Source organism: Pseudomonas sp. S2_H10 (assembly GCF_054668285.1).
Map to the genome: position 1 here is coordinate 1,291,053 of NZ_CP162754.1, position 12,644 is coordinate 1,303,696.

A 12,644-nucleotide genomic window follows, 5' to 3' on the forward strand; every position below is an offset into this window, starting at 1 on the left:
GTAGGGTTCTCTCTATCAATAAGGTTCAGATGGCCAGGCTGTCGACGACACCGCCGTCGACCCGCAACGCGGCACCGGTGGTGGCCGAGGATAACGGCGAAGCGATGTAGGCCACCAGATTGGCGACTTCCGCGACGTCCGCCACGCGCTGGATGATCGACGTCGGCCGGGCCTTGCGCACGAAGGCGTCGGCCTCTTCCTGAACACTGCGACCGGACGCGGCCATGGCATCCTTGAGCATCAACTCCACGCCATCGGTCAACGTCGGGCCCGGCAGGATCGCATTGACCGTGACCCCAGTGCCCGCCAGCCGTTTGGCCAGGCCGTGGGACACCGCCAGGTTGGCGCTTTTGGTCACACCATAATTGAGCATGTCGGCCGGGATCGCGATCCCCGATTCCGAGGACAGGAAAATCACCCGCCCCCAGCCCTGCTTGACCATGTCCGGCACGTAATGCCGGGACAGGCGCACGCCGGAGATCACGTTGACCTCATAGAAGCGCGTCCACTCGCTGTCGGGCGTATCGAAGAAATCCACTGCGTCGTAGATCCCCAGGTTGTTCACCAGAATGTCTGCCCGTGGTTCGGCGGCGAACAGTTTTTCCGCGCCTTGCGCCGTACCGAGGTCGGCCGTCAGCCCACGCAGTTGCGCGCCAGGCACCTGCTGGCGAATGCTCGCCAGCGCCTGCTCGACCTTGCTCGTGTCACGGCCGATCACCACCACCGTAGCGCCGGATTCGGCCAGTGCCTTGCTGATGCCCAGGCCGATGCCGGCGGTGCTGCCGCTGACGATGGCCAATTTTCCGCTCAAATCAATCTTCATGCTCAAGCTCCAATGAGGGGTAAGGGTGCGCGCTCGGAAACCAGCTTCGCCTCACGCATGGCCTGCCAGAACGCAACCGGAATCACCGCAGCGACTGCCGGGTTAGCCAACGAAAACTGCAATGCCGCGGCCTTGACGTCGACACCATGGGCCGCCGCGATGCACTTGATCTGCTCGACCTTGCTGATGATCGCCGGGCTGGCCTTCTGATACTCGAAGTGCGCGCCACCGGCCAGGATGCCGGAGCTGCAAGGCGCGGTCATGGTCGAGAAGAGTGTAGCGACCCGCCAGCAGAAAACCGTCCGGCTGCGCTTCGCTCAGATCAAGGGTCAGCTCGCATGTTGCCCAGTGGCGTGGTACCAAAACCCAGCGCGCCGGGAAGTTTGTCTTTCAAGCTCATGGATGAATCCTCTCGATTGTCAGGTAACCCTGTAGGAGCCGGCTTGCTGGCGATAGCGGTTCTTCAGGCGACACCTGTGTCGACTGTTCCGGCGCCATCGCCAGCAAGCCGGCTCCTACAGAGGGGTCATCGGTTTGCAGATGACCATTGAGCAGATGCTGGATTGCGAGGGTCGGGAAATCCCTCGGCAAGCGCCTGGGGCGTGGTGAAGAAGGCGGCCTGTGCATCGGCCACATCGAAAACGCCATGCACGCCGGCGTGCTGCCCAATGCCTTGCGGGTACTGCGGGTCGACCGGCCGAACGTACACGTAGCGCTATACAACCTGCGTTCGGCCACACCAGAATGTCGCCAGCCGCGAAACCTTCGTCAGCGCCTGCATCCGCGCAGGCTTCACCCCGGATATCCGCATGGAAGCCACCGGCCACTTCACCGCCATGGCTCTGGTGGCTTCAGGGCTGGGCATCGCCATGATTCAGAAAGGCTTGAGCCGCAACGCACAGCCAGGCGTGGTGCTGCGGGAAGTGCCGTGGATTTCCCTGAGCAGACCGCTGTGGGCGGCGTGGCACCGGATAAATTTGCGGACTTTGGTAGAAACCTTCCGCAAAATGCTCACGGAACCTGAATCCAACACAGAACCCTGTGGGAGCGGGCTTGCCCGCGATTGCGATCTACCTGCCAATAAAACCGTCCGCTGACACTCCGCCATCGCGGGCAAGCCCGCTCCCACAGGTCATCAGCGAACGGTAGATTGCACAGGGTTTGGTGCTTTACTGAAAACACCTCAGCCCCCTGCGAGCCCTCCCCCATGAACCGCAACGACCTGCGCCGCGTGGACATGAACCTGCTGGTGATTTTCGAAACCCTGATGTTCGAGAGGAACCTGACCCGCGCCGGGGAAAAACTGTTCCTCGGCCAGCCCGCTGTCAGCGCATCGCTGGCAAAGTTGCGCGACCTGAGTGTGAAGATCCTGCGCGGCGATGACCGTCCCGGCCAACTGACCCTCGACGAGTTCTGCGAACGCCCCCACGCGCTGGTGTCGTTTTCCGGGGATCTGAGCGGCGCCATCGACAATGACCTGGCACGGATCGGCCGTTCACGCCGGGTGGTGCTGGCGGTGCCACAGTTCGCAGGGTTGCGTGCCTTGCTGGCGGGCACCGACATGCTCGCCACGGTGCCCGATTATGCGGCCAGTGCCTTGATCGACGGCAGCAGCCAGCTACGGGCCGACGATGCGCCGTTCGAGATCAACCTGTCCGAACTGTCGATGGTCTGGAACGGGGTCAACGATAACGATCCGGCAGAACGCTGGTTGCGCTCGAAAATTGCACAGCACATGGCGGCGCCACTATCGGCGCATTGATCGACTGCAGGAGCACCGGCTCGGACTCGCGCAGATACACCGGCATGTCGGTCACCGGTGGCATGGCCGGAATCTCGAAGTACATCTGCACCACCCAGCCACGGTGATAGCTGGCGTGGTTGACCACGTGCATCAGCATCGCGCCGGCGCTCATGGTGCCGCTTTCGCCCGAGACAAAGGTGAATTCCAGGAGCTTGTCCAGGGAGGCCTCGGTTTGCCGGGCGCTCCAGTCGCAGTACCAGCTATCGATGTCTTTTTGCGCCTGGCGCAGTTCGCCCAGATCGGCATGCAGCAGGTCGTGTGAAGTCTTGAAACCATGTCCCCGGCCTTCAAGGTGCGCCTGCCAGATGCAATCAACCACATAGACGTGATTGAGGGTGCCGATCATGTTGTTGAACACCGACACCCGTTGTTTCTTGACTTCGCCCGGTGGAAGCGCGGCAAGGCTGTCAAACAGGCGCTGATTGGCCCAGCGTTTGTAATCGGCCAGCAGACAGGCAGTGCGTACGGTGATCATCAGAGTTCTCCGATGGCGGTAAGCGCACTTCCCAGCATAGACCCGATGGGCGCAAGGCAGCGCCAGCACTGATCATCGGTCGTTCAGGCGCCCTCCACTGTTTCGCCAATGACGCAACGGAGCTCTCTGCACGGAACTCTCGTCGACTGCCAGGTATCCTAAACTATGTGGTACTTCCCTTATGCTTCATGCTGTCGGAGGACACCGTCATGCGCCGCATGTTTATCATTTCTACGCTGGTACTTTGTTTGCCCGCAGGCTCCGCTCTGGCCGACGTGGATGCAGGTGACGTCGCCACTTCCGCCGGGGTTTCCGCCTCGCTGTACTCGACGTTCAAAGACCACAAACTCATGATTCCCGCCCGGGATGACGCCTCCAGCTTCGTGGCCAGTGGCGGTGAGATCCGTGGTGCCTATCTGGAGGCGGTGTTGAAAAAAGTCCGTCAGGATAATCCTGCGCTCATCAACGCAAGCGACGAAGACCTGGCACGCGCCATCCTCGTCCAGGAAGGCGTTGCCGCCGATCACTGAAGATCGTCATCGCCAGCGGTGGGGCTTGTAATAGCGCGATAGCGTTTGCGGCCCTCCCTGGCGTGCACGTCGGTGGACAGGCGTGCCCGCCCGGCCACGAGCTGGGCGTTGACCCTGACCCCGCCATGGCTTGGTTCACCAGGCACCGGGGCAACCGCCACAGGTGATTCTCCGCAATGTCAGAGCAGAGATATCTGTGTAGGAGCCGGCTTGCCGCGATTGCCTCTCAAGCCAGTGTTGCGTCTGGAAACGCCATCGCTGGCAAGTCGGGACCCCGCATCGCAGCTCCTACAATGAGAGAAGGGGCTATGCCGCATGTGAGGCATTTATGAAAATCTCGGCCAAACTGGCGTTTTTCGCCGTCGTCAGCACCCTCGCCTACCTCGCCCTGGCGATCTGGGGGCTGGGTGGTTTCGCGGCCTGGTTCAGCCACGGTTCACTGGTGGTCGTGACCCTGGCTACCCTGGTCATGGCCGTCGCGTCGCTGTTCACCGAGGTCAACCTGAGCTCGGGAGAGCGTGAAGACCGGGCCAATCGCTGGGTCCTCCCGGCCTTCGGCGTGATCGGTGTGCTGAGCGGTTTTGTCCCGGCCTATACAGACCGCATCGATTTCTGGACCTTTGGCGGTGAGGGCGTGCGCTGGCTGGGGGCGCTGCTGTTCATCGTCGGAGGCGCGCTGCGGTTGTGGCCGGTGTTCGTGCTGGGCAAGCGTTTCAGCGGGCTGGTGGCCATTCAGCCGGGGCATCGACTGGTCACCGAAGGCATCTACCGGCGCCTGCGCAACCCCAGTTATCTGGGGATGATGGTCATCGCCGTGGGCTGGGCACTGGCGTTTCGTTCGGGGGTCGGAATGTTGCTGGCAGCACTGACCCTGATTCCGCTGGTTGCGCGGATTCACTCGGAAGAAGCCTTGCTGAGGGCGCAGTTCGGCAGTGAATACGACGCCTATTGCAGTCGTACCTGGCGGTTGATCCCCGGACTTTACTGACAGGAACACTGATCCCACATCAGGCGGTGCACAGGCGCAGATCTGCGGCATCCACCTGAACCTGCACCGTTTCATAACTGGCCAACGTCCCATGCGGGGTCTCGATCGGCTGCTCATGAGTCGCCGTGACAATCATCAAGTCCGCCCCCGCCGCCTCGGCCGCGTGAATCCCCACCGTGGCGTCTTCAAAAACCAGACACTGCTCAGGCTCGACACCCAGGCGCCGGGCCGCGAGGCGGTACCCCGCCGGATCGGGTTTACCGGCCGTGACGTCCTCGGCAGTCACCATCACCTCAGGCTCGGGAATCCCCGCCGCGGCCATCCGCCGCAACGCCAGCTCCCGCGGGGCGGAAGTGACAATGGCCCACTGCCTGGCTGGCAAGGACCGCAGGAATGTCGCCGCGCCAGGCACTTCGAAGACCCCGTCGACATCCTCGATTTCCGCTTCGGTGATCCACGCGGCTTCGGCCTCGGCATCCACCCCGGGCAAGTCCAGGCGCCGGATGGTGTCGATGGCGCGGGCGCCGTGGATGGTCGGCAGGAAGGTTTCGACATCCACACCATGGCGCACGGCCCAGGTGGTCCAGACCCGCTCGGCGGCGGCAATGGACGTCAGGACGGTGCCGTCCATGTCGAACAGAAAGGCCCGGTAGGCCGAATTGAATACAGGATGATCAGACAAGGAAAATGACCTCGCGGGTGCCGGACGGATTTGCCCGGCAATGTAGCACCTGCACGCGCGTCAGTTGAGTCGTTTGGACTTGAAGGTCTGGCCCACACAATCGAGCAACCCGCCGATCATCCAGGGCTTCTTGATGAACGAGACGCTGTGTCGCACGCCTGAGCTTTGCGGCGTTTCAAAGCCGGACATGATCATGATCGGCTTGTCCGGCCAGCGATCGCCGAACTGGTTGGCCAGGTCCGCGCCATTGAGCGTGCCGGGCATGGTGATGTCCGTGAGCAGCATGCCCACCCGCGAGGCATGCTGCTCCAGATAGACCGCCGCCGCGTCCGCACTGACGTGCGGCTCCACGACAAAGCCCTCCTCCTGAAGAATTTCACAGAGAAACTCCAAAATCAGCGGGTCGTCCTCAACCACCAGAATCAATCCGCCAGGAAGATCTCCACCCGTCGTCGGTTCTCGACTCATGACCGTGCCGCTCCCTGAATGCGTCAATGATTTCGCGGAATTGGATCCGCTGCCTTACAGGTATGAGCAGCACAGACCGCGGAAATTCATTTTTGATACAGCAGATCGACAATGGGAAAAACCTGTGGGAGCGAGTTTGCTCCCACAGGGTCTGCGATGGTGGGACTTACTGCGACATTTCGCTTTTCTTCATTGCATCCTTGGACATTGCGTCTTTTTTCATCGCGTCTTTGGACATTGCATCCTTGGACATGCTGTCTTTGGACATCGAATCGGTCTTCTTCATCGCGTCTTTTTTCATCGCATCCTTGGACATGGCGTCCTTGGACATTGAATCCTTGCTCATGCTGTCGTTGCTCATCGTGTCAGCAGCGAACACGGAGGCAGCACCAACGGCCAGGCACATGGACAGAACAACGGTGGTCAACTTTTTCATGATGAAACTCCTTGAAGCGTGGGTTTGCGGAGGGTGAAGTCTCGGGCGTTCATCAGCTGCCACCGAACCAGTTGTAGCCCTGGTCTTCCCAGTAGCCGCCGCTGTAGGTGTTGCTGACGAAAATCGCCTGAATGTGTTTGGGGTTCTTGTAGCCAAGCTTGGTGGGCATGCGCAGCTTCATCGGGAAGCCGTATTCGCGCGGCAGCACTGCACCGTCATAAGTCAGGGACAGCTGTGTTTGCGCATGCAGTGCGGTGGCCATGTCGATGCTGGTGTAGTAGTCGTCGGCACATTTGAAGCCGACGTATTTGGCGTCGGTGTCGGCGCCGATGCGCTTGAGGAAGTCGCTGAAGCGCACGCCGCCCCAACGCCCGATCGCACTCCAGCCTTCGACGCAGATGTGCCGGGTGATCTGCTCGGTCTGGGCCATGGCGCGCAGTTCTTCGAGGCGCCAGCTGCGCTTGTCGGCAACCAGGCCGGTGACTTCCAGGCGATAGCTGTCCTCCTCCACCGACGGCGCTTCGTCGATGCCGTAGAAAGCATTGAAGGGAAACGGCCGGGTGATCATCGACTGCGGATAAGTCGGCGCCATGGCGTTGGGGTTGAACAGCCAGCCTTGCACGCGGTCGTTGAAACGCGACATGGACGACAGCGCAGTCTCGACGCTTTCGTTGTCGGTGATGTTGCAGCCGGACAACATGGCCACGCTGCCAAGGGTCAGGCCCCGCAGCAAAAACGAGCGGCGCGAGCGGTCTTCGATTTGCGGGGCGAGGATCTTGCGGGCATCGGTGAGGATCGAAGCCTCGTCCAGCCCCGGGATCTGAATGCGCTTTTTCATACCTGCTCCTTGCGGCCGACGATCATGGCCAACAACGTTTTCGGGACCAGCGCGACCATCAGCAGATGCACCGCCACAAAGGCCACCAACAGCGCCATGGCGAAGAAGTGCACACGGCGCGCGCCTTCGTAGCCGAACAACAATTCACGCAACAGCGGGAACTGCACCGACTTCCACAACACCAATCCGGAAAGCACCAGCAGGAGGATGTCGACCATCACGAACAGGTAGGCAAAGCGTTGCACCTGGTTGTAATGACTGAGGTCGGCGTGCCCGAGTTTTCCGCGCAAGGCGGCCCAGAGGTCATGCAGCACGCCCTTGGGTGAAACCGGGAAAAAACGCCGTTTCAGGCGACCGCTGAACAGGTTGAAGGCCAGGTAGATCAGGCCGTTGATCGCCAGGAACCACATCGCCGCGAAATGCCATTGCAACGCGCCGCCCAGCCAGCCGCCGAGGGTGATCGACTTGGGAAAACTGAATTCGTAGATCGGCGAGGCGTTGTAGATGCGCCAGCCGCTCGTGACCATCACCAGCACCGCCAAGGCGTTTAGCCAATGGGTCAGGCGTAGCCAGCGTGGATGACTGGACTTGGGTGAAGCAGTGCTCTGCGACATGTCCGGCTCCGGTTTGTTGTTGTTCGTTGGGAGCCGAGTATAGGAGCGGAAAGATCGCCAAATCCTCACGTAAAGTTAAAGTAAATGTGATAACTGGCCCGCAAGGCCACCGCAAAACCTGTAGGAGCGAGCCTGCTCGCGATGGTGTATCAGGCACCGTTGTGTCGTCTGACACACCATCGCGTTCAGGCTCGCTCCCACAAGGTGTTGTGTAGACCGCAAGATGGGCATTTATGGTTAAATGCCGCCCCTTTCCACGCCATTGACTCGATCCAATGAACCCTGAAGCTCTCGCTACCCTGCGCGAACACCTGCTGACCGCCCTGGCAGCCGCCCCCGCCGAAACCCGCCGCCTGTTCCACGGCCGTGGCCGCTGCTGGCCGGGGCTGGAGCAAGTGACCGTGGACTGGTTGCAGGGCGTGGTGCTGGTGGCGTTGTTCAAGGAGCCGGAGGCGACACAGCTTGAGGAGCTAAAACGGTTGCTGATGGCGATCCCCGAGTCAGAACAGTGGGCGCAATCGGGTGCCCATACGCTGTTGCTGCAACACCGCTACCTGCTGCAAAGCACCACCGAATGGCTGCTCGGGGACGTCATCGAGGAAATGACCATCACCGAAGGCGGGCTGAAGTACCGGGTGGACCTGGGCCGCAAACAGAACACCGGGCTGTTCCTCGACATGCGCTACGGCCGCGATTGGGTCCGCGCCAATGCACAGGGCAAACGGGTGCTGAACCTGTTCGCCTACACCTGCGGCTTCTCGGTGGCGGCCATCGAAGGCGGCGCGACCCATGTGGTCAACCTCGACATGTCCAGCCCGGCCTTGAACCGTGGCCGCGACAACCACCGGCTCAACGGCCACGACATGAGCAAGGTGAGCTTCCTCGGCCACGACCTGTTCAAGTCCTGGGGCAAAGTGATCGGCAAAGGCCCTTACGACCTGGTGATCATCGATCCGCCGTCGTTCCAGAAAGGCAGCTTCCTGCTGACCAAGGACTACCAGCGCGTGCTGCGCCGCCTTCCGGAATTGCTCGGCCCTCAGGGTACCGTACTGGCGTGCATGAACGACCCGGCGTTTGGTGCCGACTTCCTGATTGATGGCGTGACACGTGAGGCGCCGAGCCTGCGGTTCGAGCAGCGGCTGGAGAACCCGCCGGAGTTTGCGGATGCGGATGTGGAGTGTGGGTTGAAGGCGTTGGTGTTCAGGCTGGAAGGATGAGATTAATTCTGTCTATTGATAGCTTGCTTACTAGGGGGGACTGATTAGAGTTTCATACCCGCTACCGATAGGTTGTGCGCAACTTGAGGCGGCTTGTTTTCAAGTTTTGAATTTACTCCGCGGTTCATTACCTGAACAACACCACGGGCATTTTCAATCGAAGCACGAATTGAGAATCTCACATCAACGTAAAAATCAACCGCACGAAAAAATTTTTCTCCATCTTCAACAAAATACGGTATCACTTCAGGGTCTTGCCTAAAGCCTGTAGCGACAAGCTTGAAATCATCCATGATTCTTTTGGTTGACTTCCCATTAGGGGTTCCATTTAAAAAAATTTCCATCCTCTCTTCGGAAGTCCCTTCCGCCTCATGCATCACTCTGAGCGTGTCTTGATTGATAACATAATCTCTTTTTAAAACAAAAGGAAGAAATCCAAAAAAATCATTTTCCCGAGAAACAGCAGCGTACTGAAACTTCGCAACATCACTTGCAAAATACTCACGAGTTTCACTCTCCTTAAAGTTGTATTTCATAATCCATTCATATTTATCATATAAATTCCTAAACTCATCCTCCTCACCATATATCGACTCAATTGCCCTCGTATCATAACTAGATGAGTGCTGCATCTTATTAGCAACAAAATCGAGCCGTCTTTTTTCCTGCGCATCCGAAGGGTCATAACGCATATATAAATCAGGATCAAAATTTTTAGTTTCCCCTCCGGTTACAACAATAACTTTGAACGCATACCTCCACAACTTTATGGCGCTTTCCCTGTCCAGACCTTCCTGATCAAAAAACACTACCGGATTATTTTTTACCATTAAGTACCTGTTGAGGTCGGAAACATCACCCGCCGGGTCCGGACAAATCCAGCGTTGCAACCACGGTGCGTAATAGCGGTAGCCATAGTAATAAAGTCCCGTGGCATCCCGCTCCTTGCCCGAGTAGCGAATGGTCTTGTACTTGGCCACCAAGGCACTTTTACCCGCCCAGCACGCCGTGCCGCCAAAGGGGTAATAGTGTTCCCGGGTCAGCACGCCCGCCTCGTCGTCCAGTTCCAGGGTGCTGGAGCCGAGGTGATCGCTGAGGCTGTAGCGCAGTTGATCGTCGTGAACACCAGAGGGCCAATGCAATGTCCGAACATTGCTGCGTCCGGCTTCGATGCTGATGACGTGGTGTTCTTCGCCACCGGCCTGGCGGTGGATTTCCAGACTGGGAAGGTAACGGACCTCGGTACGCAAGGTGCGGCCGCTGGTATGGGCGAACCCCGTTTTGCGCAAGCGGTGGCCGGGGCGGTCGTAGCGGTAGCATTCGTAGTCGTCGGGGTCGGCTTCGCGGTTAACCAAAGTCACGCGGTGCAATTGGTTGCGAATGTCCCAAAGCATGGCTTGCCCGCGCTGCAGTTCCTGTTGATTGCCAGCGGCATCGAAACCCGAGGCGATATCGGGCTCGCCCGGAAACGAACCATCGTCCCGCTGCCCGAGGCTGCGGTTGCTGCTTGCCGAGGTAAACATCGAGAAGCCCGGCGCACCGCTGTGCTGGCGGGTGATCAAGTTCCCACCCCGGTCGTACTCGAAACGTTGGGTGTAATTGCGCCGTTGGTTGGGGTCCAGCGGAGTGGGCAGCAGTGTCGGCAGGGCCGGGCCATGGCTCGGCTGGCTGACTTCCCAGCCCTGGGCTTCGACCAGTTGGTACAGGCTGTCGTAACGGTAGCGGTTGATCGGGTCGATGCGCTGATTGTTGAAATGGGTCACGGGTTGGGACAGGTCATGCAACTCGACGATGTTGCCCGAAGCGTCGTAGACGTAGTTCAGATCCTGCAAGGGGTTCCGGTTGCCGACCGCCGCCACCAGCCGGATCAGCCGGCCGTCATCGGCAGCGTACTCGATGCGGGTCACCACACCATTGCCGGCGGTTTCGCGTTCGACCTGGTCCTGGGCGTTGTAACGGATGTCGCTGACCGGGCGTTGCGGCGGTTTCCCAGGGTCAGCCATTTGCAGCCAGACCACACTCAACTTGCCGGCCACGTCGTAGCTAAAGGTGCGAACGTTGCCCACCGCATCGGTTTGTCGCTGAAGTTCTGCGCCGGGATTGAAGGTGTGGCGGGTGATGAACGATTGAGCTTCCAGCCATGTCTCGCGCTCATCGAGATCCAAGGGCCAATCCGGTGTTTCGAGATCAGAGAGAAAGCGTTGCTCTTCAACCAACACTGCACCTAAAAGCCCGTAGTCAAAGGCGCATTGCGTACCTGCCGGATGATCATGACGGATCAACTGCCCGCAACGGTTGTGCTCGGCGAAAACAGGTCCGGAATCTCCGTAGGTCATGCGCTCCACCACACGCAGTCGATCACCCGCAGCCTGTTCGGTGACAGTGACGGGCCGCTGCTGATCATCAAACTCTGTGTGACGCTGACTGCCGCGTGCATCCCAGAACGAACAGGGCAAACCCATCTGATCCGGCAAACTCAACTGCCACCCGGCATCCACGCTGTCCGTCAGCAACGGTTGCCCGCTCAAGCCGTAGCGCGTGGTCAGGTTCGGTTTCGGTGCCGAGCCCCACAAGCGTGGGTCCCACGACTCGACCAACCGCCCCGCCGCGTCGAAACGTTGCCGGGTGATGCGCGGATCAATCTCCGGGCTGTCAGGATGACGGCAATAGCCGATGCTGCGAACCGTCAGGGCGCGTGGATCGATGACCGACAGCGTTGGTGTCGCGGCATGGTGATGAGTGTTCACGGCATTGACGGTCCTTCGCTCTGACTGAGGAAAGACTGGGCCTTTTGTCGCCGGAGCGAAACTGTAAGAAGTTACAGGTCAGCGCCTGTGACATCGCCATGGTGGGCAAAGCTTTTTCCATTCAAGCGGATGAGACGCAGGGCTGCCAATTCAACGCGGCTGCAACACCAGTGCGAACAACTCGCCATGCCCGTTGACGTTGAGCTTGTGATAGAGGTTGCGCCGGTGCACTTTCACCGTCTCCGGCGAAATGCCCAGTTGCTGGGCGATGGCCTTGCTGGAGAAGCCCTGGAGAATCAAGCGCGCGGTTTCGATTTCGCGCTGCGTCAGGCGTGCATCGAAGCGGTCGAGCAAGGTCGCCAGATCACCCGCCGGCAGTTCGGCGACCGGCCCTTCCAGCGGCAGCAGATCCAGGTGCCGGCGCATCGCTGACAGCACCCAGTCACGCACGCACAGCAGGCGGCCCTGTTCCTCGAGGCCAAAGCGCACCGAGCGACCGAGGGACAGGCCGAGCACGGCGCCATCGACGTTGACCATGAACTGCAACTCGTCCCCGCCGACCACCGTCCTGAAGTAACTCAGGTAGTACTCGCTGTGCTGGAACTGGTCGGGCGCCACCGAATCGAGGCTGTGCAAGCCGTCGGCGATGCCCGCACAGGCGGCCTGATAGAACGGGTCGAGCAGGTACATGCCGGCGCGGTAGTCCGCCAGTTCTTCCTGCTCGTCAGCATTGCCCATGGCATCGAAATCAATCAGCAGACGCGGCGCATGGCCCGGGCGCATCAGCGCCACCAGCGCGTTGTCCAGCGGCACCAACAAGCGCAGGGTATCGACCAGCGCCCGCCAGAAGCTCTCCCGCCCCACCGCCGTGAACACCCGCGCCAGCCCCTGGTGCACCGGCAACTCTTTCAACAACGCGTCCACGCACTACCCCTTTTGTGTAACCCATGTTGGGAATGGGTGAAGAGCACCCCGGTCGATACGCTGCAATCTCCTGATTACCACCGGCCGCAACAGGCCAG

At 60.0% G+C, this 12,644-nt stretch carries 13 protein-coding genes and 2 pseudogenes; 5 read left to right on the plus strand and 10 right to left on the minus strand.

The window, feature by feature from the left end:
- Positions 1 to 25 precede the first annotated feature (25 nt).
- Entirely contained in the window at positions 26 to 823 is a 798-nt protein-coding gene (locus AB4O16_RS05670; RefSeq protein WP_160389624.1) for an SDR family NAD(P)-dependent oxidoreductase, read from the minus strand.
- A 2-nt stretch (positions 824 to 825) separates the two neighbouring features.
- Positions 826 to 1,192 (minus strand): annotated as a pseudogene (locus tag AB4O16_RS05675) (aldo/keto reductase); the annotation flags it as partial.
- 208 nt (positions 1,193 to 1,400) lie between these two features.
- Between AB4O16_RS05675 and AB4O16_RS05680 the strand changes: the two are divergent.
- Positions 1,401 to 1,920: pseudogene (locus AB4O16_RS05680) on the plus strand (LysR substrate-binding domain-containing protein); the annotation flags it as partial.
- A 110-nt stretch (positions 1,921 to 2,030) separates the two neighbouring features.
- Positions 2,031 to 2,585 (plus strand): LysR substrate-binding domain-containing protein, encoded by a 555-nt coding sequence (locus tag AB4O16_RS05685; RefSeq protein ID WP_460157250.1) that lies wholly within the window; start codon positions 2,031 to 2,033, stop codon positions 2,583 to 2,585.
- Here the strand turns inward: AB4O16_RS05685 and AB4O16_RS05690 are convergent.
- Positions 2,506 to 3,102 carry a DinB family protein gene (locus AB4O16_RS05690; RefSeq protein WP_460157251.1) on the minus strand — a complete coding sequence of 199 codons (597 nt, stop codon included), beginning with the start codon at positions 3,100 to 3,102 and terminating at the stop codon, positions 2,506 to 2,508. The two genes, AB4O16_RS05685 and AB4O16_RS05690, sit on opposite strands and share 80 nt — an antisense overlap.
- Positions 3,103 to 3,311: 209 nt before the next feature.
- On the opposite strand from AB4O16_RS05690, the gene AB4O16_RS05695 reads away from it, so the two are divergent.
- Both AB4O16_RS05695 and AB4O16_RS05700 read left to right on the plus strand, forming a co-directional pair.
- Complete coding sequence (locus AB4O16_RS05695) at positions 3,312 to 3,632, plus strand: DUF2388 domain-containing protein (RefSeq protein ID WP_160389621.1); 321 nt, start codon at positions 3,312 to 3,314, stop codon at positions 3,630 to 3,632.
- 328 nt (positions 3,633 to 3,960) lie between these two features.
- A complete protein-coding gene (locus tag AB4O16_RS05700) occupies positions 3,961 to 4,620 on the plus strand; it encodes a methyltransferase family protein (RefSeq protein WP_460157252.1) in 660 nt (219 codons plus the stop codon).
- A 19-nt stretch (positions 4,621 to 4,639) separates the two neighbouring features.
- Here AB4O16_RS05700 and AB4O16_RS05705 read toward each other — a convergent pair whose 3' ends face one another.
- From AB4O16_RS05705 to AB4O16_RS05725, 5 genes are all read right to left on the minus strand, one after another.
- Positions 4,640 to 5,302 carry an HAD family hydrolase gene (locus AB4O16_RS05705; RefSeq protein WP_460157253.1) on the minus strand — a complete coding sequence of 221 codons (663 nt, stop codon included), beginning with the start codon at positions 5,300 to 5,302 and terminating at the stop codon, positions 4,640 to 4,642.
- 60 nt (positions 5,303 to 5,362) lie between these two features.
- Entirely contained in the window at positions 5,363 to 5,770 is a 408-nt protein-coding gene (locus AB4O16_RS05710) for a response regulator (RefSeq protein WP_160389618.1), read from the minus strand.
- Positions 5,771 to 5,936: 166 nt separating this feature from the next.
- The gene (locus AB4O16_RS05715; RefSeq protein WP_460157254.1) at positions 5,937 to 6,206 is read right to left on the minus strand and encodes a pentapeptide MXKDX repeat protein; all 270 of its coding nucleotides are present in this window, start codon (positions 6,204 to 6,206) and stop codon (positions 5,937 to 5,939) included.
- A 52-nt stretch (positions 6,207 to 6,258) separates the two neighbouring features.
- Entirely contained in the window at positions 6,259 to 7,044 is a 786-nt protein-coding gene (locus AB4O16_RS05720; protein ID WP_160389616.1) for a molybdopterin-dependent oxidoreductase, read from the minus strand.
- Positions 7,041 to 7,658: a cytochrome b/b6 domain-containing protein gene (locus AB4O16_RS05725; RefSeq protein ID WP_460157255.1), complete on the minus strand. Its 618-nt coding sequence runs from the start codon at positions 7,656 to 7,658 to the stop codon at positions 7,041 to 7,043. The genes AB4O16_RS05720 and AB4O16_RS05725 overlap by 4 nt, the downstream gene beginning before the upstream one ends.
- 275 nt (positions 7,659 to 7,933) lie before the next feature.
- Here AB4O16_RS05725 and AB4O16_RS05730 point away from each other — a divergent pair, with 275 nt between their 5' ends.
- On the plus strand, positions 7,934 to 8,875 hold the full coding sequence (locus tag AB4O16_RS05730; protein WP_160389614.1) for a class I SAM-dependent methyltransferase: 942 nt from the start codon (positions 7,934 to 7,936) through the stop codon (positions 8,873 to 8,875).
- Positions 8,876 to 8,919: 44 nt separating this feature from the next.
- On the opposite strand, the gene AB4O16_RS05735 is transcribed toward AB4O16_RS05730, so the two are convergent.
- Positions 8,920 to 11,622, minus strand: a complete 2,703-nt coding sequence (locus AB4O16_RS05735; protein ID WP_460157256.1) for an RHS repeat domain-containing protein — start codon at positions 11,620 to 11,622, stop codon at positions 8,920 to 8,922.
- A 150-nt stretch (positions 11,623 to 11,772) separates the two neighbouring features.
- A complete protein-coding gene (locus AB4O16_RS05740; RefSeq protein ID WP_460157257.1) occupies positions 11,773 to 12,546 on the minus strand; it encodes a helix-turn-helix transcriptional regulator in 774 nt (257 codons plus the stop codon).
- Between the last annotated feature and the right edge of the window lie 98 nt (positions 12,547 to 12,644).

Excerpts from the sequence above, each read along its gene's own strand:
- AB4O16_RS05670 (WP_160389624.1), bottom strand. The coding sequence starts at position 823 with ATGAAGATTGATTTGAGCGGAAAATTGGCCATCGTCAGCGGCAGCACC.
- AB4O16_RS05685 (WP_460157250.1), top strand. The coding sequence starts at position 2,031 with ATGAACCGCAACGACCTGCGCCGCGTGGACATGAACCTGCTGGTGATT.
- AB4O16_RS05690 (WP_460157251.1), bottom strand. The coding sequence starts at position 3,102 with ATGATCACCGTACGCACTGCCTGTCTGCTGGCCGATTACAAACGCTGG.
- AB4O16_RS05695 (WP_160389621.1), top strand. The coding sequence starts at position 3,312 with ATGCGCCGCATGTTTATCATTTCTACGCTGGTACTTTGTTTGCCCGCA.
- AB4O16_RS05700 (WP_460157252.1), top strand. The coding sequence starts at position 3,961 with ATGAAAATCTCGGCCAAACTGGCGTTTTTCGCCGTCGTCAGCACCCTC.
- AB4O16_RS05710 (WP_160389618.1), bottom strand. The coding sequence starts at position 5,770 with ATGAGTCGAGAACCGACGACGGGTGGAGATCTTCCTGGCGGATTGATT.
- AB4O16_RS05715 (WP_460157254.1), bottom strand. The coding sequence starts at position 6,206 with ATGAAAAAGTTGACCACCGTTGTTCTGTCCATGTGCCTGGCCGTTGGT.
- AB4O16_RS05720 (WP_160389616.1), bottom strand. The coding sequence starts at position 7,044 with ATGAAAAAGCGCATTCAGATCCCGGGGCTGGACGAGGCTTCGATCCTC.
- AB4O16_RS05725 (WP_460157255.1), bottom strand. The coding sequence starts at position 7,658 with ATGTCGCAGAGCACTGCTTCACCCAAGTCCAGTCATCCACGCTGGCTA.
- AB4O16_RS05730 (WP_160389614.1), top strand. The coding sequence starts at position 7,934 with ATGAACCCTGAAGCTCTCGCTACCCTGCGCGAACACCTGCTGACCGCC.